This window comes from Pseudomonas sp. J452 (genome assembly GCF_024666525.1).
Lineage (GTDB): Bacteria > Pseudomonadota > Gammaproteobacteria > Pseudomonadales > Pseudomonadaceae > Aquipseudomonas.
In genome coordinates this window covers 1-20,756 of the sequence record NZ_CP088294.1, presented here as the reverse complement: position 1 = coordinate 20,756, position 20,756 = coordinate 1, and the positions used below count along the sequence as shown (strand labels likewise).

Annotated in this window: 10 protein-coding genes and 4 pseudogenes; 8 read left to right on the top strand and 6 right to left on the bottom strand. The window is 67.1% G+C overall.

What is annotated here, in order from left to right:
- Positions 1–31: 31 nt before the first annotated feature.
- On the top strand, positions 32–1,945 hold the full coding sequence (speA, locus tag LRS11_RS00070) for an arginine decarboxylase (RefSeq protein ID WP_260494983.1): 1,914 nt from the start codon (positions 32–34) through the stop codon (positions 1,943–1,945).
- A gap of 110 nt (positions 1,946–2,055) precedes the next feature.
- Here speA and LRS11_RS00065 read toward each other — a convergent pair whose 3' ends face one another.
- Genes LRS11_RS00065 through LRS11_RS00055 form a run of 3 tightly spaced genes read right to left on the bottom strand, consistent with a single transcriptional unit; the run spans position 2,056 to position 4,909 of the window.
- Positions 2,056–2,502, bottom strand: a complete 447-nt coding sequence (locus LRS11_RS00065; protein WP_260494982.1) for a DUF2214 family protein — start codon at positions 2,500–2,502, stop codon at positions 2,056–2,058.
- A gap of 19 nt (positions 2,503–2,521) precedes the next feature.
- Positions 2,522–3,550, bottom strand: a complete 1,029-nt coding sequence (locus tag LRS11_RS00060; RefSeq protein WP_260494981.1) for a sensor domain-containing diguanylate cyclase — start codon at positions 3,548–3,550, stop codon at positions 2,522–2,524.
- 12 nt (positions 3,551–3,562) lie between these two features.
- Positions 3,563–4,909, bottom strand: a complete 1,347-nt coding sequence (locus tag LRS11_RS00055) for an MATE family efflux transporter (protein WP_260494980.1) — start codon at positions 4,907–4,909, stop codon at positions 3,563–3,565.
- 189 nt (positions 4,910–5,098) lie between these two features.
- Here LRS11_RS00055 and LRS11_RS00050 point away from each other — a divergent pair, with 189 nt between their 5' ends.
- The 3 genes and pseudogenes from LRS11_RS00050 (at position 5,099) to LRS11_RS00040 (ending at position 11,162) form a co-directional block, all read left to right on the top strand.
- The gene (locus LRS11_RS00050) at positions 5,099–5,563 is read left to right on the top strand and encodes an aminoacyl-tRNA deacylase (RefSeq protein ID WP_260494979.1); all 465 of its coding nucleotides are present in this window, start codon (positions 5,099–5,101) and stop codon (positions 5,561–5,563) included.
- Positions 5,564–5,731: 168 nt separating this feature from the next.
- Positions 5,732–10,625 (top strand): annotated as a pseudogene (locus LRS11_RS00045) (alpha-2-macroglobulin family protein).
- A gap of 141 nt (positions 10,626–10,766) precedes the next feature.
- Positions 10,767–11,162, top strand: coding sequence for an endonuclease domain-containing protein (locus LRS11_RS00040; RefSeq protein ID WP_260494997.1), 396 nt, complete (start codon positions 10,767–10,769; stop codon positions 11,160–11,162).
- Between the two features lie 170 nt (positions 11,163–11,332).
- Here the strand turns inward: LRS11_RS00040 and LRS11_RS00035 are convergent, their stop codons facing one another.
- Complete coding sequence (locus LRS11_RS00035) at positions 11,333–11,626, bottom strand: hypothetical protein (RefSeq protein ID WP_173211600.1); 294 nt, start codon at positions 11,624–11,626, stop codon at positions 11,333–11,335.
- Positions 11,627–11,718: 92 nt separating this feature from the next.
- Here LRS11_RS00035 and pbpC point away from each other — a divergent pair.
- From pbpC to LRS11_RS00020, 3 genes and pseudogenes are all read left to right on the top strand, one after another.
- Positions 11,719–14,062, top strand: a pseudogene (pbpC, locus tag LRS11_RS00030) (peptidoglycan glycosyltransferase PbpC).
- A gap of 127 nt (positions 14,063–14,189) precedes the next feature.
- Positions 14,190–14,759 carry a methylamine utilization protein gene (locus LRS11_RS00025; RefSeq protein ID WP_260494996.1) on the top strand — a complete coding sequence of 190 codons (570 nt, stop codon included), beginning with the start codon at positions 14,190–14,192 and terminating at the stop codon, positions 14,757–14,759.
- 73 nt (positions 14,760–14,832) lie between these two features.
- Complete coding sequence (locus LRS11_RS00020) at positions 14,833–17,241, top strand: bifunctional diguanylate cyclase/phosphodiesterase (RefSeq protein WP_260494995.1); 2,409 nt, start codon at positions 14,833–14,835, stop codon at positions 17,239–17,241.
- Positions 17,242–17,319: 78 nt separating this feature from the next.
- Here LRS11_RS00020 and LRS11_RS00015 read toward each other — a convergent pair whose 3' ends face one another.
- On the bottom strand, positions 17,320–19,248 hold the full coding sequence (locus LRS11_RS00015; RefSeq protein ID WP_260494974.1) for an ATP-dependent DNA helicase RecQ: 1,929 nt from the start codon (positions 19,246–19,248) through the stop codon (positions 17,320–17,322).
- A 162-nt stretch (positions 19,249–19,410) separates the two neighbouring features.
- Between LRS11_RS00015 and ppk2 the strand changes: the two are divergent.
- Positions 19,411–20,238, top strand: a pseudogene (gene ppk2 / locus LRS11_RS00010) (polyphosphate kinase 2).
- 133 nt (positions 20,239–20,371) lie between these two features.
- Here the strand turns inward: ppk2 and LRS11_RS00005 are convergent.
- A pseudogene (locus tag LRS11_RS00005) lies at positions 20,372–20,746 on the bottom strand (solute carrier family 23 protein); the annotation flags it as partial.
- Between the last annotated feature and the right edge of the window lie 10 nt (positions 20,747–20,756).

Sequence of the window (20,756 nt, the reverse complement as noted above, 5' to 3'; positions counted from 1 at the left end):
CAGCTGTTCCTTTCTATTGCAGGAGACCCCGATGGCCGCAAGACGCACACGCAAAGATGACGGTAGCCAATGGACAGTCGCGGACAGCCGCAGCGTATATGGCATCCGCCATTGGGGCGCCGGCTTCTTCGCGATCAATGACGAAGGCCGCGTGGAAGTTCGCCCGAATGGCCCGCAGAGCGCGCCGATCGACCTCTATGCCCAGCTCGATGGCCTGCGCGAAAGCGGCCTGTCGCTGCCGTTGCTGGTGCGCTTCCCGGACATCCTGCAGTACCGCGTGCGCCAGCTGACCGGCGCCTTCGACGCCAGCATCGCGCGCCTGGAATACCAGAACCGCTACACCGCGCTGTACCCGATCAAGGTCAACCAGCAGGAAGCGGTGGTGGAGAACATCATCGCCACCCAGGACGTGTCCATCGGCCTGGAAGCCGGTTCCAAGCCCGAGCTGATGGCCGTACTGGCCCTGGCTCCCAAGGGCGGCACCATCGTCTGCAACGGCTACAAGGACCGCGAGTTCATCCGCCTGGCCCTGATGGGGCAGAAGCTCGGCCACAACGTGTTCATCGTCATCGAGAAAGAGTCCGAGGTGCAGTTCGTCATCGACGAGGCGGCCGAACTCAAGGTCGCCCCGCAGATCGGCCTGCGCGTGCGCCTGTCGTCCCTGGCGTCGAGCAAGTGGGCCGATACCGGCGGCGAGAAGTCCAAGTTCGGTCTGTCCGCCGCGCAGCTGCTATCGGTGGTCGAGCGCTTCAAGCAAGCTGGCCTGGACCAGGGCGTCCGCCTGCTGCACTTCCACATGGGCTCGCAGATCGCCAACATCGCCGACTACCGCAAGGGTTTCCGCGAGGCCATCCGCTACTACGGTGAGCTGCGCGCCCTCGGCCTGCCGGTCGATCATATCGACGTCGGCGGCGGCCTGGGCGTCGACTACGACGGCACCCATTCGCGCAACGCCAGCTCGATCAACTACGACATGGAAGACTACGCCGATGCCGTGGTCGACATGCTCAAGGAGTTCTGCGACCGCCAGGACATCCCCCATCCGCACATCTTCTCCGAGAGCGGCCGGGCGATGACCGCGCACCACGCGGTACTGCTGGTGCAGGTGACCGACGTGGAAAAACACCACGACGAAGTGCCGCGCATCGACAGCAGCATCGAGCAGCCGGAAGTGCTGCAGGTGCTGATCGACCTGCTCGGCGACAGCGATCCGGAAATGGTCGCCGAGACCTACTGGCGTGCCACCCACTACGTCAGCGAGGTGGCGGCGCAGTACTCCGCCGGCAAGCTCGACCTGCCGCAGAAGGCCCTGGCCGAACAGTGCTACTTCGCCATCTGCCGGCGCCTGTACAACCAGCTCAAGGCCCGCCAGCGCTCGCACCGCCAGGTGCTCGACGAGCTCAACGACAAGCTGGCGGACAAGTACATCTGCAACTTCTCGGTGTTCCAGAGCCTGCCGGACACCTGGGCCATCGGCCAGATCCTGCCGATCCTGCCGCTGCACCGCCTGGACGAAGAGCCGCTGCGCCGTGCCGTGCTGCAGGATCTGACCTGCGACTCCGACGGCAAGATCAACCAGTACGTCGACGAGCAGAGCATCGAGACCAGCCTGCCGGTGCACGAACTGCGCGATGGCGAGGACTATGTGTTGGGGATCTTCCTGGTCGGCGCCTACCAGGAAATTCTCGGCGACATGCACAACCTGTTCGGTGACACCGACTCGGTGAACATCTACCAGAACGCCGACGGCACGTCCTACCACGCCGGGATCGAGACCCACGACACCATCGAGGACATGCTGCGCTACGTGCACCTGTCGCCCGAGGAACTGATGAGCCACTACCGCGACAAGGTGGCCAGCGCCAAGCTCAGCCCGCGTGAACGCACCCAGTTCCTCGATGCCCTGCGTCTGGGACTGACTCGTTCGTCTTATCTGGCGACTTGAGCCGAAGGCTCTTGAGATGAAAAAGCCCGGCGCATGCCGGGCTTTTTTGTCTGCGTAGCCCGGATGCAATCCGGGACGGGGGTTCCCCGGATTGCATCCGGGCTACCTGGCTAGCCGAAGCCCCGCGCCATCAGGCTGGCGAGGAAGGGCAGACAGACCAGCAACAGCAGCTCCAGGCGGATCACCCAGATCGTGCGTTTGGCCACTGCCGGGCTGATCTGCGGCGCCTTGCCGGCCAGCAGGTCGTTGCGCCAGTTGAAGAAGGTCAGGGTCGGCAGCGCCGAGAGCAGGCCGATCAGCAGGAACAGGCCGACCTTGGCGTGGAACAGACCGTTGTGCAGGTAGTAGTCCAGGCCCTTGCCGAACCACAGCACACGCGCAACGCCGGTGACCAGTACCAGGCCGGCGCTGACGCCGTAGGCGATGTCGATGCGCAGCAGGCGCTGAGCGCTGGCGACGTCCATCTGCGGCTTGAACAGCAGGTGCTCGGCGGTCAGCAGGGCGAACAGGACGAAGATCGACAGGTAGTGCAGGCTGGCGGCAATCGCGTCGGCCATGGCTATTCCTCGTGCAGGGTCAGGTAGCGTGGACCGTTCGGTTACGGCCCTGGTGCTTGGCAAGGTACAGCGCGCTGTCGGCGCGTTCCAGTAGCGAAGCCGGGTTCTCTCCGGGCGCCGCAATGGCGGTACCGATGCTGCTGGTCACCGTATGGTTGAGCGTGCCGATGCTGATTGGCGTGGCGGCAATGGCCTGGCGTACGCGCTCGGCGATGTGCTGCAGCTCGCTGGCGTCGTGCACGCTGACCAGGGCGACGAACTCCTCGCCACCCAGGCGCACCAGCAGATCATCCGGGCGCAGGGCGGCGCTCATACGCCGCGCGCTTTCCCACAGCACCTGGTCGCCACCGCCATGGCCGAACTGGTCGTTGACCTGCTTGAAGTGGTCGAGGTCGCAATAGATCGCGGCGAGTTGCAAGCCCAGGCCCGTCGCGCTGGCCAGCTCGCGCGGGTAGAACTCATTGAAGCCGGCGCGGTTCCACAGCTGGGTCAGCGGGTCGATCAGCGCCTTGCGTTGTTCGCGGCTGACCGCCTGGCGCAACTTGTGAGCATGCTGGCTGACATTGCGTAGATGCAGGTAACCCTCGACCAGCGTGGCCAGGTCACGCAGGCGCAGCCGCTCCGTCGGGTCGAGGCCGCGTGGCTGCGGATGCAGCAGGCAGAGGGTACCGATCGGTTGGTTGTCGCGGCTGTAGAGCGGATGGCCGGCGTAGAAACGGATAAAGGGCGCGCCGACCACCACCGGGTTGTCGCTGAAACGCGGGTCCTGGTGGGCATCCTCGACGACCAGCGGGTTGCGCGCCGCCACCGCATGGCCACAGAAGGAAATGTCGCGCGGGGTTTCGGCGGTGTCAAAGCCCACGCGTGCCTTGAACCACTGGCGGTCGCGGTCGATCAGGCTGATCAGCACGGTATCGACACCGAACAGCTCGCGGGTCAGGCGTACCAGGGTGTCGAGATACAGCTCGGCGGGGGTGTCGAGCAGATCGAGGTCATCCAGCGCCTGTTGGCGAAGGGCTTCATCGGGTGGGCAGGGGGCGGGCAGCATGCTTGTCTCCGATCAGTGCTGGGGAGCCAGCCAGGCATCCTGGCGCTGCAGGCGCCACGCGAGGATGGCCAGGCTCAGGCCGCGCATCAGCATAAAACATAGCAAAGCCAGCCACAGGCCGTGATTGCCCAGCCCTTGCAGCAGCCAGCCCAGCGGCAGGGCCAGGGCTACGCTGGCGAGCATCGCATTGCGCATTTCGCGGGCGCGGGTGGCGCCGATGAACAGGCCGTCGAGCAGGTAGCTCCACACTCCCAGCAGCGGCAGCACGGCCAGGTAGGGTAGGTACAGGTAGGCCACCGCGCGTACCGCGGGAATGTCGCTCTGCAGGTTGACGAACAGTTCACCGCCAGCGAGAAACAGCAACGCGAAGCCCAGGCTGGCCAGCAGCGCCCAACCGCTGGCGACCACCAGCGAGCGGCGCAGGGCCAGGCGGTCAGCGGCACCGATGGCGTGCCCGCACAGCGCCTCCACCGCATGGGCCAGGCCGTCCAGGGCAAAGGCGGCGAGCAGCAGGCCGTTGAGCAGCAGGGCATTGGCCGCCACCGTGGCGTCACCGAGGCGGGTGCCCTGCACGGTGACCAGGAAGAACACCAGATGCAGGGCCAGGGTGCGGATCAGGATGTCGCGGTTGACCGCCAGCAACGCGTGCCAGCTGCGCCACTGTTTGAGGGCCGACCCGTCGAGCCGTCCGGGGTGATGGCGCAGGGCGCGAGCGGCCAGCAACAGACCGAGCAGGGCGCCGCTCCATTCGGCCAGCACCGAGGCGCGCGCGGAACCGACCACGCCCCACTCCAGGCCGAGGACGAACCACAGGTTGAGCACGATGTTCAGCAGGTTGGTGCTGAGCATGATGGCCAGCGCGCCACGCGCACGCTGCGTGCCCAGCAGCCAGCCGATCAGGGCGGAACTGGCCAGGGTGGCCGGCAAGCCGAACAGGCGCGCGTGGAAGAACTCGCGGGCCAGGCTGGCCAACTCCACCGAGGGCTGCATCAGGTTCAGGGCCAGGCCGCTCAGCGGCACGGCCAACAGCGCCAGCAGCAGCGATAGGCCTCCCACCAGCAGCAGGCTCTGCAGCAGCACCTGGCGCAGCGCCGTACCATCGCCACGGCCACAGGCCTGGGCGGCGAAGCCGGTGGCGCTCATGCGCAGGATGCCGAACACGCCGACTAGCATGGCGTACAGGCTGGCGCCGACCACCACCGCGCCAAGCTGATGGGCATGCGGCAGGTGGCCGATCACGGCGGTGTCGACCAGCGCCACCAGCGGTACCGAGAGGTTGGACAGGATCATCGGCAGGGCCAGCGCCCAGACCCGCCGATGGGTCGGGGCGTGGCGCCAGGCATCGAGCAGGGCGGACATGGGCAGTACCGGCAAAAGGCCGATTATAGGCAGGGCCGGTCGGTCATAGCGCATTTGCGACTAGCGCCGCCAGCCGATAGCAGCAAGTGTTGTAGCCAGGCCCGGTCGGCCATGCGGGCGGCTGGCTAGACTTGTCTGTATCAGCAGTTGGCGAGTGCCGCGCAGCCGTGGCGGCCGAGGAGGTGCAACATGCATGTGGCCGAAACCCTGGCCCGTAGTCTGCAACGGGCCGAATGTCAGTACGATCTGGTCGAGCATGATCATTCGGCGACCAGCCTGGAGTCGGCGCGCAAGGCCGGCGTTCCCGCCTCGCGCATGGCCAAGCCGATCATCCTCGACGACCGCCGTGGGCACTACCTGATGGCCGTGGTGCCGGCCAACCGGCAGCTGGACCTGGGCAAGGTGCACAAGGGCCCCTGGCGCTGGCAGCTGACCAGCGAACAGAGCCTCGGCGGCCTGTTCCGTGACTGCGAGCGTGGCGCCGTGCCGGCACTTGGCGAGGCCTATGGCATGGGCATGCTGATCGACCCGGCGCTGGCGCGGCAGGCCGATATCTACCTGGAGGCCGGCGACCACGAAAGCCTGGTGCATCTGTCCATCGACGAGTTCTTCAAGCTGGCGCCCAATGCCCAGCTGTGCGAGTTGAGTGCCTGAGCGGGCGCGACGGGTGCTGGATATCGGTAACCCGCAAATTGCCGGTGGTTCGCGCGGTCCTCTACAAAACGGGTTTTTCCCCCCCCCCCCCCCCCCTACAACCCCTCTGAGTGAGCAGGCTTCGGCTATAGTTGCGCTCCTCTGCCTTGCCCGCTCTGGGAGCCTGCTATGCCGAACAAAGGACTGCTTCTGGCCCTCGCACTGACGCTGCTCAGCTTGCCATGCGCTTCCATCCCGAGCGCCCAGCCCGACCGCGCCCGCGTCACGGGCGCCCGGGGCCGGGGGGGGTTGGGGGGCGGGCGACGCGGCTGCGCCGGGCGCCAGCTGGCGTGGCCGATGCCTGCCGAAGCTGCAGCTCGAGGGCGCCAGTGCGCTGTCGGTGACCTTCAGCGTGCCGCTCGATCCCGAACAGGACTTCGCCGCCAAGCTGCATCTGGTCGACAAGAAAAGCGGCAAGGTCGACGGCGCCTGGAGAACTGTCCGACAACCTGATGGAACTGCGCCTGCGCCATCTCGAACCGCAACGCAGCCTGCTGCTGACCATCGATGCCGGCCTGCGCCGAGTGAATGCCAGCGAACTGGGCGCGGAATACAGCAGCCAGATCGATACCCGCGACATGCAGCCCACGGTTGGCTTCGCCAGCCGTGGCTCGTTGCTGCCGACCCGCCTGGCCGAAGGCCTGCCGGTGATCGCGCTGAACGTCGACAAGGTCAACGTCGAATTCTTCCGCATCCGCCAGGAAGCGCTGCCGAGTTTTCTCGCCCAGTGGGGGCGCAGCTCGAATATCAGCACCTGGGAAGCCCGCGAGCTGCTGCCGATGGCCGAGCTGGTGTATGGCGGGCGCTTCGACCTCAACCCGGCGCGCAATACCCGCGAAACCCTGCTGCTGCCGATTGCCGGCCTGGAGCCGTTCAAGCAGCCGGGCGTGTACCTGGCGGTGATGCGCGAGGCCGGCACCTACAACTACACGCAGCCGGCGACCCTGTTCACCCTCAGTGATATCGGCCTGTCGGTACACCGTTACCGTGGCCGTCTGGATGTCTTCACCCAGGCCCTGGAAGGCGGCGCGGCGCAGGCCGATGTGACCCTGGAACTGCTCAGCGACAAGGGCCAGGTGATCGGCGAAGGCAGCACCGACAGCAGTGGCCATGCCGAGCTGAGCCTGCCCGACAATGCCGCCCTGCTGCTTGCCCGCCAGGGCGAGCAGACCAGCCTGCTCAACCTCAGCGGCCCGGCCCTCGACCTGGCCGAGTTCGATATCGGCGGCGAGATGCCCAACCCGCTGCAGCTGTTCGTGTTCGGTCCGCGTGATCTGTATCGCCCGGGCGAGACCGTGCTGCTCAATGCCCTGCTGCGCGATGCCGATGGCCGCGCGGTCAAGCCGCAGCCGGTGAATGTGGAAGTGCGCCGGCCGGATGAGCAGGTCAGCCGCAAGTTCGTCTGGCAGCCGGGCGAGGATGGCCTCTACCAGTACCAGCTGCAGCTGGCCGGCGAGGCACCGACCGGGCGCTGGCAACTGCTGCTGGATGTCGGCAGCGGCCACAGCCAGATCTACGAATTCCTCGTCGAGGACTTCCTGCCCGAACGCCTGGCCCTGGAACTCAAGGGCAGCGAGACGCCGATCGCCCCGAGCGACGAGGCGCAATTCCAGGTCGAGGGCCGTTACCTGTACGGCGCGCCGGCGTCCGGCAACCGCCTGACCGGCCAGGTCTACGTGCGGCCGCTGCGCGAGGCCGTGAAGGCGCTGCCCGGCTACCAGTTCGGCTCGCTCACCGAGGAGGAGCTAAGCCAGGATCTCGAGCTGGAGGAAACCAGCCTGGATGCCGAGGGCAAGACTGTTATCCAGGTGGAAAACCGCTGGGCCGAGGCCAAGTCACCGCTGCAGCTGATCGTCCAGGCCAGCCTGCAGGAGTCCGGGGCCGGCCGATCACCCGGCGCCTGGTGCAACCGGTGTGGCCAGCCGAGCGACTGCCCGGGGTGCGCGGCCTGTTCGAGGGCGAGGAGGTGGATGGCGACAGCCTGGCCGAGTTCGAACTGCTGGTCGCCGACCCGGCCGGCAACAAGCTGGCCGCCGAACAGCTCAACGTGCGCTTTATCCGCGAGCGTCGCGACTACTACTGGAGCTTCTCCGAAGGCGAGGGCTGGAATTACCACTACAACGAGAAGTTCCTCAACCTGGCCGAGGAAAACATCAGTGTCGCCGCCGGCGGCACGGCCAAGGTCAGTTTCCCGGTGGAGTGGGGCCCGTACCGTATCGAAGTCACCGATGCCGAGACCGGCATCATGAGCAGCCTGCGGCTGTGGGCCGGTTACTCCTGGCAGGACAATACCGACGGCGGCGCGGTGCGTCCGGACCAGGTCAAACTGGCTCTCGACAAGCCGGCCTACAGTGCCGGCGACACCGCCACGGTCACCGTTACCCCGCCGGTGGCCGGCAGTGGCTACCTGCTGGTGGAATCCAGCGACGGCCCGCTGTGGTGGCAGGAAATCGAGGTGCCGGCCGAAGGCAAGGCCTTCGAGATTGCCCTGGACGACGACTGGGCACGGCATGACCTGTACATCAGCGCGCTGGTGATCCGCCCCGGCGAGCGCAAGGCGGGCGCCACGCCCAAGCGCGCCGTGGGCCTGCTGCATCTGCCGTTCGAACGCGGCTCGCGCAAGCTGCAGCTGAGCCTGAGCGCGCCGGAGAAGATGCGTCCGCAGCAGCCGCTGAAGGTGCAGATCCAGGCGAAGAACGCCGACGGCAGCGTGCCGAGCGAGGTGCGGGTGCTGGTGGCAGCGGTGGATGTCGGCATCCTCAATATCACCGAATACCCGACGCCGGACCCCTTCGCCCAGTTCTTCGGGCGCAAGGCCTACGGCGCCGATCAGCTGGATGTCTACGGCCAACTGATCGAGGCCGGTCAGGGTCGCCTGGCCAGCCTGGCTTTCGGCGGTGACGCCGCGCTGGCCAAGGGCGGCAAACGCCCGGACACCAGCATCACTATCGTCGCTCAGCAGAGCCTGCCGGTGCAGCTGGATGCCCAGGGCCGGGGTGAAGTGAGCCTGGATATTCCCGACTTCAATGGCGAGCTGCGCCTGATGGCCCAGGCCTGGACCGACGAGCGCTACGGCATGGCCGAGGGCAAGACGGTGGTGGCCGCGCCGCTGGTGGCCGAATTGTCGGCGCCGCGCTTCCTCGCCGGCGGCGATGAAACCACCGTGGCCCTGGACCTGACCAACCTGTCCGGCGCCATGCAAAAGCTTGATGTGCAGCTCAACGCCGAGGGGCAGCTGGCCTTGAGCGAAACCCCCGGCGGGCATACCGCGCCGATTCAGCTCGACCAGGGCCAGCGCACCACCCTGCGTATCCCGGTGCGCGCCGCCGGCGGCTTCGGCGCCGGCGTGCTGCGCATCAGCGTGCAGGGCCTGAGCTTGCCGGGCGAGAACCTGCCGCCGTTCAGTCGCACCTGGCGCATCGGTGTGCGTCCGGCCTGGCCGGCGCAGCAGCAGATGTTCCGCAGCGTGCTCAAGGGCGAGCGCTGGAGCCTGCCTGCCGGCACCCTGGCGGCCTTCGAACCGGCCGGGCTGGAGGCGCTGCTCAGCGTGTCCAGTCGTCCGCCGCTCAATCTGGCCGAGCAGATCCGTGCCCTCAAGGCCTATCCCTACGGCTGCCTGGAGCAGACCACCAGCGGCCTGTACCCCTCGCTGTACGCGGATGCCGCCACCCTCAAGCGCCTCGGCCTGGAAGGCGAACCGGAACAGCAGCGCCGCCGCTCCATCGAGATCGGCATCGAGCGTCTGCTCGGTATGCAGCGCTACAACGGCAGCTTCGGCCTGTGGGGCAGTGACAGCGACGAGGAATACTGGCTGACCGCCTATGTCACCGACTTCCTCCTGCGCGCCCGCGAGCAGGGCTTCGCCGTGCCCGCCGAGCCGCTGAAGAAGGCCAGCGAGCGCCTGTTGCGCTACCTGCAGGAACGCAACCTGATCGAAGTCGGCTACAGCGAAAACCTCGACCACACCCGCTTTGCCGTGCAGGCCTACGCCGGCTACGTGCTGGCGCGCAGTCAGCAGGCGCCGCTGGGCGCCCTGCGCGCGCTGTACGAGCGGCGCAGCGAGTCGCAGTCCGGCCTGCCGTTGGTGCACCTGGCCGTGGCCCTGCAGAAGATGGGCGACAAGCCGCGTGCCGACGAGGCGCTGGCCGTGGGTATGGCCCAGGGTCGCAACCGCGAGGACTGGCTGGCCGACTACGGCAGCCCGCTGCGCGACCAGGCGCTGATCTACGCCCTGCTGGAGGAGAACGACCTGGCCGCCGGCACGCGCGAGCAACTGCTGTTCGAACTGGCCGAGGAGCGTGCGCTGCAGGACTACCTGTCGACCCAGGAGCGCAATTCGCTGTTCCTCGCCGGCCGTAGCCTGGTGAAGAAGCCGGAGCAGGACTGGAACGCCGTGCTGGAAGTCGCCGGCCAACTGCGCGAGCTGAGCAACAGCCAGCCGGCCGTGCTGCTGCAGGGGGCTGGCCTGGGCGAGCCGCTGAGCCTGAGCAATCCGGGCGAGCAGAGCCTGTACCAGCAGCTGACACTGTCCGGTTACCCGGCCCAGGCGCCGCAGGCGGGGGGCAACAACCTGAGCATCGAGCGCGAGTACTACGACCTGGGCGGCAACGCGCTGGACCTGAACAATCTGCAAAGCGGCCAGCTGGTGCTGGTGCACCTGGCGGTGCGCGCCGATGAGCGGGTGCCGGATGCCCTGCTGGTCGACCTGCTACCGGCGGGCCTGGAGCTGGAAAACCAGAACCTGGCGCAGAGCGCCGCCAGCCTGGACGACGCCAGCAGCGCGGTGAAGGACTGGCAGAAATCGATGCAGAACGCCGCGATCAAACACCAGGAGTTCCGCGACGACCGCTACGTGGCGGCGCTGGATGTGAATGGCTACGACACCACCCACCTGCTCTACCTGGCCCGAGCCGTGACGCCCGGCACCTACCGGGTTCCGCCGCCTCAAGTGGAATCGATGTACCGCCCGGCGTGGAAGGCCCAGGGCGAGACGCCGGAGAAACTGGTGGTGAGGGGGCGCTAACCCTCTCGGCCCCTCTCCCATAAGTGGGCGAGGGGTGACTTCAGCAGGTCGGCCATGCGCGGACTACCCCCTCTCCCACTCTTTGTTTATGAAGAGGGGGAGAGGGCTGGGGGAGAGGGCAAAGGGAGCAAGGAGGCTCACATGGGACTGCGTGAAAACGCCAAGCACCTGCGTACCCACATGACGGATGCCGAAGCCCGGCTTTGGTATCACTTGCGTGGTCACCGCTTCATGGGGTTGAAGTTCAAGCGACAGAAACCGATTGCCCGCTATATCGTCGACTTTGTCTGTCTGGAGTGTTTCCTGATCATCGAACTGGATGGCGGCCAGCATGTCGAGCAGCGGCAGCTGGATGAGGTGCGCGATGGCTATCTACAGGAGCGTGGTTATCGTGTGCTGCGCTTCTGGAGTCATCAGGTGCTGGGGGAGATGGCGGCGGTGCTGGAGCGGGGATTCGTCTGGCCATCGACCCTCTCTCCCTCTCCCCCTCTTGATAAACAAAGAGCGGGAGAGGGGGGTAGGCCGTGCCCAGGGTGACTGATAGGTGCTGCCGAAGGCTTTGCAGGTGAAGAGCAGGCATCGGGATAAACTACGGCGTCTGGCGTTAGTCACCCCTCGCCCATTTATGGGAGACGACTGCAGGGATGCAGGAGTTAGAGCGACGCAGGAAGCCAAAGCCGAGGGGCCGGGGGGAGAGGGCAGTTGTCTCAACTCACAATCAAACTCAACAACCACAACCCCAGCAACCCATAGATCACCATGCGCACGAAAGCCTTGCGCATGCCGGCACGGACCGCGGCGTAGAGCAGCAACAGGCCGCAGACCATGGCCACCAGGCTGAGCAGGCCGATGTCGGTGCCCAGGGCGTTGGCCAGGCCCTGCAGGAAGCTGCGGCCGGCGTCGGCGAACAGGCCGAAGAAGCCGCTGAGGGCTTCGACGATGAAACGGATCAGAGTGCCGAGTGCGTGACCCAGCCATTGAAAGAAATCACTCACGAAAATATGTCCGGCCGCTCGGGGCCGCTCCTCGGCTGTTGCGCGCAATGCGAGGCAGCATGCCACAGGCACCTGCTGTGGCGAAGGGTAGCAGGCCCATGGAGCTGAGCCGCTTACTCATTCGCTTGCGTCGCCCCTGGTTGGCGCTGCCCGTGCTGCTGGTGGCGCTGCTGCTGCTGGTGGTCGATCGGCTGTTCCCGCTACCCTTGCCGCAGGACGACCTGGCCCGTGTGGTGCTGGCCGAGGACGGCACGCCACTGTGGCGCTTCGCCGATGCCGAGGGGGTGTGGCGTTACCCGGTGACGCCGGAGCAGGTCTCGCCCTATTACCTGCAGGCGCTGCTGACCTACGAGGATCGCTGGTTCTACCGGCATCCCGGGGTCAACCCGCTGGCTCTCGGTCGTGCGGCCTGGCAGAACCTCACGGGGGGGCGCGTGCTGTCCGGTGGCAGCACCCTGTCGATGCAGGTGGCGCGCCTGCTCGATCCGCATTCGCGCACCTTTGCCGGCAAGTTGCGTCAGCTCGGGCGCACCCTGCAACTGGAGTGGCACCTGTCCAAGGACGAGATCCTCGCCCTCTACCTTAACCGCGCACCCTTCGGCGGCACCTTGCAGGGCGTGGCGGCGGCCAGCTGGGCCTACCTGGGCAAGTCACCGGCACAGCTGACCCGCGCCGAGGCGGCGTTGCTCGCGGTGTTGCCGCAGGCGCCCAGCCGGCTGCGTCCGGATCGTCACCCCGAGCGCGCCCAGGCGGCGAGACAAGGTGCTGCGGCGCCTGGCGCAGTTCCAGGTGTGGCCGCAGGGCCTGGTCGACGAAGCGTTGCAGGAGCCGGTGCTGCTGGCGCCGCGCCAAGAGCCCAACCTGGCGCCGCTGCTGGCGCGGCGGCTGAATGTGCCGGGCAGCCCGCCGCTGATCCGCACCACCCTCGATGCCAGCCTGCAGCGGCGCCTGGAGGACTTGCTGCTGGGTTGGCGCGCGCGCCTGCCGGAGCACACCTCGGCGGCGATCCTGGTGGTCGAGCACGAGAGCATGGCGGTGCGCGCCTACCTCGGTTCGGTGGATATCGCCGACAAGCGCCGCTTCGGCCATGTCGACATGGTGCGCGCCCTGCGCTCGCCGGGTTCCACGCTGAAACCCTTTCTCTATGGCCTGGCCCTCGACGCCGGGCTGATCCATTCCGAGTCGCTGCTGCAGGATGTGCCGCGGCGCTATGGCGACTATCGCCCCGGTAACTTCGCGGCCGGGTTTATCGGCCCGGTGTCGGCCAGCGAGGCCCTGGCCACCTCGCTCAACCTGCCCGCGGTGCAACTGCTGGAGGCCTACGGGCCGAAGCGCTTTGCCGGTGAGCTGCGCAATGCCGGGGTGCCGCTGACCTTGCCGGCCGCTGCCGAGCCCAACCTGGCGCTGATTCTCGGTGGCGCCGGCAGCCGTCTGGAGGAGTTGGTCGGCGGCTACAGCGCTTTTGCCCGCGACGGCCTCGCCGCGCGCCCGCGCCTGCAGCCGCAGGACGCCCTGCACGAGCGCCGCCTGCTCTCGCCCGGCGCGGCGTGGATCATCCGGCGTATTCTGGCCGGCCAGGCACGACCCGATCGCGACCCGCGTGCCGAGTTGCTGCAGCGCCCCGTGCTGGCCTGGAAGACCGGCACCAGCTACGGCTTTCGCGATGCCTGGGCGGTGGGCGTCGGTCCACGGCACCTGATCGGTATCTGGATTGGCCGTCCGGACGGCACCCCGGTGCCCGGTCAGTTCGGCCTGGCCTCGGCCGCGCCGCTGTTGCTGCAGGTGCATGATCTGCTGGTCAACCGCGACAGCCAGCGTGGCCTGGCGCCTCCTGTGCAAGAAGTGCCGGAGAGTATCGGCGTGGCCGCGATTTGTTGGCCGCTGGGGCAACCGCTGGCCCGTGAGGATGACAATTGCCGGCGCCAGCGCTTTGCCTGGACCCTCGACGGCACTACGCCGCCGACCCTGCAGGCGGCCGATCAGCCGCTGGGCCTGGGGCTGTTGCAGAACATCTGGGTCAATCCGCAGGGGCGCCAGGTGGCCGCCACCTGTACAGCTGGCGAGGCGCGTCAGGTGGCGCTCTGGCCGGCACCACTGGAGCCCTGGTTGCCGCGTCGTGAACGCCGCGCGGCACGTTTGCCGGCGGCTGACACCAGCTGTCCGCCGGCCATGGCACCGCCGGCGGCGCCGCTGTCGATCGTCGGCATTCGCGACCACGACCGCCTGCGTCGCCCGGCCAGCAGTGCCGACCCACTGCGCCTGCAGCTATCGGCCCTGGGCGGCAGTGGCACGCGCTGGTGGTTCCTCAATGGCGCGCCGCTGGCCGAAAGCCAGCCAGGCGAGGCATTCGCCCAGGTGCTGCGCGAGACGGGGCAGTATCAGCTGAGCGTGCTGGACCAGGGCGGGCAGACCGCCCAGCTGCAGTTCAGTGTCAGCGAGTAGGCACAACCTACCGGCGCTGGACTACCGCTCGGCCCGCCGGCGTTAAACAGCATCGCCCGTTGCTGGCGAATGGCTACAGCCTGGCGCTGCCTTCCTATACTCAGCCCATCGACCGTTGGAGGTGGGCATGGGCAAGCTGGGTGTTGGGCTGCTGGCTGGACTGTTGTGGAGTGGCTGGCTGGCGGCGGCGAGCCTCGATATCCAGGTGACGGACAAGCACGGCGGGCCGCTGGCCGACGCCGTGTTGTGGATCGAGCCGGGGGCGGGGCAGGCGCCGGCAGCCGGCCTCAAGGTCAACCAGGAAAAACGCCAGTTCGTGCCCTATATCCTGGCCGTGCAGGCGGGCACCACGGTGAGCTTCCCCAACGCCGACCCGATCAACCACCACGTCTATTCCTTCTCCCCGGCCAAGCGCTTCGAGTTGCGCCTGCAGAAGCAGCAGGACCTGCCCCAGGACGTGCTATTCGACAAGCCCGGCCTGGTCACCCTCGGTTGCAATATCCACGACTGGATGCTCGGTTTCATCCTGGTGCTGGACAGCCCTGGTTCGCCCAGACCGATGCCCAGGGCCAGGCGCGCATCGATTACCAGCCGGCCGCCGGGCAGCGCGTGCATGTCTGGCATCCGCGCATCGCCGACCCGGCCGAGCAGCAGGTGCGCACACTGGCGGCTGACGGCCCGTTGCTCTGGCGCCTGAGCGGTGAACTCAAACCGGACCCACGGCCCAAGGAACCGAGCAAGCGACCGCAGGGCAAGGGTGGTTACGCGCCATGAGCCTGCGCGGCAAGATCCTCGGCTTCTTCCTGCTCCTGCTGCTGGCGGTGATGGTGCTACTGCTGGCGCTGGTCTATCGCTCCACCTACAGCCACAGCCTGCAGCAGGTGCAGGCGCAGCTGGGCTCGGCGCATGGCGTGCTGGCCAATGAACTGCAGAGCCGGCGCCAGGCGCAGAGCGCGCTGGCCGAGCTGATTGCCAAGGACTTCACCTTGCTCGGCGAGATCGCCGATCTGGTCGCCAGCCCGCAGCAGGAGGCGCAGTCGCTGTCCGCCGCGCTGGAATCATTCGCCTCGCGCAGCCAGGCCAGCTTCGCCCTGGTGCTGGCACCCGAGGGCCAGGTGTTGGCCGGCACCAGCGCCGAACTGGTGCCCGGTGCGCGTCTGCCCTGGAACGACCTGCTGGCCCTGGACGAGCCCGACAGTGCCGAGCGCCTGGTGGTGCTGGATGGCCGCGTGCTGCACGTCAACTTGACACCTATTTTCGCCCCGCGGCCCAACTTGATGGGCTGGCTGCTGATGGCCTTCGAGCTGGACGACGCGGCGGCCGCGCACCTGGCCGAACTCAGCGGGGCCGACGTGGCCCTGCTGGACGGCGCGCCCGGCGCCTACCGGGTGCTGGCCAGCAACCTCGACGGGCTGTCGCGCGCCGAATTGGCGAGCCTGCAGGTGCCGGATACAGCGGGGGTGTTCCACTTCCAGTTGCAGCAGCGCGAACAGGTGGCTCTGCGCGCGCCCCTGACCGAAACCGGTGGGCCGTTGCAGGTGCTGCTGATGCGTTCGCTGTCTGCCGAACTGGCCCACTACCAGCCGCTGCAGTGGCAACTGGCGGCCATCTTTGCCATTGCCCTGCTGTTCGCTGGCCTCGGCGCGCTGTGGATCGCCAATACCGTCAGCCGGCCGCTGGCGCAGATGGTGGAGAACGTGCGGCGCATCGCCGGTGGCGATTACCAGGCCAGCGTGGCTACCCGTGCCAGCGGCGAGGTCGGCCTGCTGGCCCGTGAGTTCGTCGCCATGCAGCAGGGCATCGCCGAGCGCGAGCAGACCATCAGCTTCCTCGCCTACCGCGATCCGCTGACCCAGCTGGCCAACCGCAACCGTTTCGTCGCCGAGCTGCAGCTGGCCCTGGCCGACTGCCCGGCAGGCGAGGGCGTGGCCGTGCTGCTGATGGACCTGGACAACTTCAAGGATCTCAACGACACCCTCGGCCACGAGGCCGGCGACCAGTTACTGTGCCTGCTCGCCCGGCGCCTGCAGGAGCTGCTGCGCGCTGGCGAGCAACTGGCGCGCCTGGGCGGTGACGAATTCGCCCTGCTGATCCCGCACTGCCACCCCGGCAGCGTGATCCCCGCCGCCGAGCACTACCGCAGCGCCCTGCAGCAGCCGTTTGCTGTGCGCGGCATCAGCATGACCCTGAATGCCACCCTCGGCATCGCCCTGCACCCGGACCACGGCGAGAGCGCCGGCAGCCTGCTGCAGCACGCCGAGGTGGCCATGTACCTGGGCAAGGCGCAGCGCTCGCCTTACGCCCTCTACCGCCCGGAGCTGGACCGCCACAGCCTGGTGCGCCTGGCTCTGATGAGCGAGCTGAAAGGCGCCGTGGAGCAGGGCCAGCTGAGCCTGTATTTCCAGCCCAAGCTGAATATCCGCCAGCGCTGCCTGATGGGCGTGGAGTGCCTGGTGCGCTGGATTCATCCGGTGCATGGCTTTGTTCCGCCGGACGAGTTCATTCCCCTGGCCGAGCAGACCGGCAACGTCTGCGCGCTGACCCGCTGGGTGGTGCGCACGGCTCTGGCGCAGAGCCGTGCCTGGCAGGAGCAGGGCCTGGCGCTGAAAACCGCGGTCAACGTCTCCGCCCTCGACCTGGCCGACCCTGGTTTCGCCGGCTTTATCGCCAGCGAGTTGGCTGCGCAGGGCGTGCCGCCGGGCAGTCTGGTGGTGGAAATCACCGAAAGCGCGGTGATGGCCGACCCCGAGCAGGCGCTGGGCCAGTTGCAGCAGCTGTGCGAACTGGGCGTGCGCCTGTCGATCGACGACTACGGCACCGGCTACTCGAGCATGGCCCAGCTCAAGCGCCTGCCGGTGCACGAGCTGAAGATCGACAAATCCTTCGTCCAGGACCTGTTGAGCAACCCGGACGACGACATCATCGTCCGTTCCACCGTCGAGCTGGGCCACAACATGGGCCTCAAGGTGGTGGCCGAAGGGGTGGAAACCGACGCCGTGCTGCAGCGCCTCGACCAGCTCGGCTGCGATATCGCCCAGGGCTACCTGCTGAGCAAACCGCTGGCGCCGGCGGCCTTTGCCGAGTGGCTGGTGCAGACCCATTGGGGCTGCCGCGCTGCTAGTGACTGGCCCGCAACGCCTGAGCGCGGGAGCGCAGAGCCGCACCGGAAATTCCTGTAGGAGCCAGCTTGCTGGCGATCAGCGCGAATAGGGCAACTCGATCGCCAGCAAGCTGGCTCCTACAGGGCAAAGCAGAGCCTAGGCCTGCTGTTCGGCCCAGCTGCGCACCTCGGCATAGGGGTAGTCTTCCAGCGCGGCAAAGCCGGGAATCTGCCGGGCCTTGAGCTTGGTGAAGAGCGGCACGCTGATACCGCAGAGAAAGCGCGTCAGGCATTCGGCGCTGGGCTCGCAGCCTTTGGCTTCCCGATGGCGCTGGCTGAAGGCGCCGCCCAGGGCCTGGAAGTCCTGCCCGGCCAGCGGGCGTAGCGCCGGTGGCGGCGGCAGCTGGGCGACCTGGCCGTGGCACACCGAGCAGTGGCCGCAGCGTTGCGGCGCCTGGGCGTCGCCGAAGTAGGCGGCCAGGCGCTGGCTCAGGCACTGGTCGCTGGCGAACAGCTCGAGCATGGCCTGGATACGGGCGATCTCGCTGGCTTCCTGTTGGCGGAAGTAGGCGTGCAGCTCCTCACTCAGCTGTTGCGGGTCGAAGCGCGAATCGAGCAGAGCGTAGACCTCGGTCATCTGCTTGCTTTCCAGCTCGATCCAGCCTTTTTCCTGGAAGAAGTCCAGGGCCTTGACCACCCGCCCGCGCTCGGCCTGGTGCTGGTTGTACAGGGTGTCGAAGTCCACCGTGCACCAGGTGCGTGCGCGGCTGGACGTGGCGATGATCGCCTCGACGAACTGCCGCCGCTCGCCTTCGAACTTGCCCAGCAGTGCCTCTGGTTCGACCAGGTACTTGAAGCGGTACTCGGCAAAATAGGCATAACGCGGGGCGATGATGCCGCGCAGCTCCAGCTGCACCAGCAGGGTCTTCAGCGGCAGCTGGCGGATATTGCTCTGCTCGGAGAGCTGGTTGAGCATCAGCTCCCATTCGCCGTTCTGGCTGCTGCCGAGCAGTTCGTCGAGCACGCAGCGGATGCCGGCCAGCTCTGGCGTGTCGCCGTAGACGAAGTTCTCCAGCACGTTGAGGCTGTCGCGGTTGGCCAGTACCAGGCAGTCGGACGGCTGGCCGTCGCGCCCGGCGCGGCCGATCTCCTGGCTGTAGTTCTCGGTGGATTTCGGCAGGTCGAAATGCACCACGTTGCGGATGTCGGCCTTGTCGATGCCCATGCCGAAGGCGATGGTGGCGACGATGCAGTTGATCCGCCCATCCATGAACTGCCGCTGGATCGCTTCGCGGGTCTCGTGCGGCATGCCGGCGTGGTAGGCGCTGGCGGGAAAGCCGCGCTGGCTGAGTTGCTCGGCCACCTGTTCGGCGGTCTTCTGCTGGGTGACGTAGACGATACTCGGCTGGCCGGCCTTGGCGCCCAGCCATTCGACCAGGCGAAGCGGCTTGTCGCGCCCGGCCACCGGCTCCACCAGCAGGTTGAGGTTGGCCCGGTAGAATCCGGTGGTGACCACATCGTCTGCGGCAATCGCAAACTTCTTCTGCATGTCGGCGATCACCGGCGGTGTGGCCGTGGCGGTGAGCAGTAGTACCTGGGGAATGCCGAACTGGCGCTGGTAGTCGGGCAGTTTGAGGTAGTCGGGGCGGAAGTTGTGTCCCCACTCGGAGATGCAGTGCGCCTCGTCGACCACCAGCAGGGAGATCGGCACCTGGCCGATGAAGTGGCGAAAGCGCTCGTTCTTCAGGCGCTCGACCGAGATCATCAGGATCTTCAGCTCGCCGGATTTGGCGCGAGCCATGGTCGCGGCCGTCTGCTCGCGGCTTTGCGCCGAATCGATGCTGGCGGCGCTGATGCCGCGGGCATGCAGGAAGGCCAACTGGTCCTGCATCAGTGCCAGCAGCGGCGACACCACCAGGGTCAGGTGCGGCAGGTGCAGGGCCGGCAACTGGTAGCACAGCGACTTGCCCGAGCCGGTGGGGAAGATCGCCGCCGCCGAGCGACCGGCCAGCACGGCGTTGACCACGCGATCCTGGCCAGGGCGCAGCTGGGAAAAACCGAAGACGCGGGAAAGGGTGTCGAGCATGGGCTGTCGTCCGCTGGCAGCAGTGGGGCTGACCATAGCGCGCGCTGCCATGTGGCGCCAGCAGCGCGGGGGCACACTGCTATGTTATTGATCCAGCACATGGAAGGCTGGTGCCAGACGATCTAGGCTGGTGCTGGGTTATCAATAATGACGGAATCAGACATGAGCAAGCACAAGAGCAAGCAAGGAAAAGCCGAAGCCGCTGCCGATACTGCAGGCGCAAAGCTGTCGCGCAAGGAGTACGAGCAGCAGTTGCATGACTTGCATGTCGAACTGGTGAAGTTGCAGCAATGGGTGGTGGCCACCGGCGCCAAGGTCGCGGTGGTGTTCGAGGGCCGCGATGGCGCGGGCAAGGGCGGCACCATCAAGGCGCTGACCGAGCGGGTCAGTCCGCGCATCTTCCGCGTGGTGGCACTGCCGGCGCCGACCGAGCGGGAAAAGAGCCAGATGTATGCGCAGCGTTACGTCCAGCACATGCCGGCGGCCGGTGAAGTGGTGATCTTCGACCGCAGCTGGTACAACCGCGCCGGCGTCGAGCGGGTGATGGGCTTCGCACCGAGGTGCAGCTAGGAAAAGTTTCTCGAAGGTGCACCGATGTTCGAACGCAACATGGTCGACTCGGGGATCATCCTGCTCAAGTACTGGCTGGAGGTCAGCCCCGAGGAGCAGGAACGGCGCTTGCGCGCGCGCATCGAGGACGGGCGCAAGACCTGGAAGCTGACCGCGATGGACATCAAGTCCTACAATCGCTGGGACGCCTATACCGAGGCCCGCGACAAGATGTTCGAGACCACCGATACGCCTTGGGCACCCTGGTTCGTCGCCCGTTCCGAGGACAAGAAGCGCGTGCGCCTGAACCTGATCAGCCACCTGCTGCAGCAGATTCCCTACGAGGAAATCCCGCAGCCCAAGGTCAAGCTGCCCAAGCGCAAGATCGGCTCTTACAAGGCGGCCAATTACCCCTTCAAGTACATCGCCGAGCCGTTCTGAGACAGGGCCCGGTTGCCGCAGTGAAACGTAGGGCGCGTGCAACCCGCGTTGCCGGCTTTGCACGTTGTCCGCCTTCGGCGAACCGCATGAAAAAAGCCCCGCAGATGCGGGGCTGATTGTTTCAGCGGGCGGCTCAGATTTCCGGGTCCAGCGGCGGGTGCTTGTGCCAGGCGCTGCCGCCCGGCAGTACCAGGTTCAGCAGCAAGGCGCTGATGGCGCACAGGGAAATGCCGGACAGGGCGAAGTCGCCGTTGCCGATGACCATGCCGCCGATGCCGAACACCAGGGTCACCGAGACGATGATCAGGTTGCGCGCCTCGGACAGGTCGACCTGGTGACGGATCAGGGTGTTCAGGCCGACCACGGCGATCGAGCCGAACAGCAGGCGAGAATCCGCCCATCACCGGTACCGGAATGCGTTCTGCAGCGCCGCGCCGAACTTGCCGATGAAGGCCAGGGCGATGGCGAACACGGCTGCCCAGGTCATGATCTTCGGGTGAAGCTCGCGGTCAGCATCA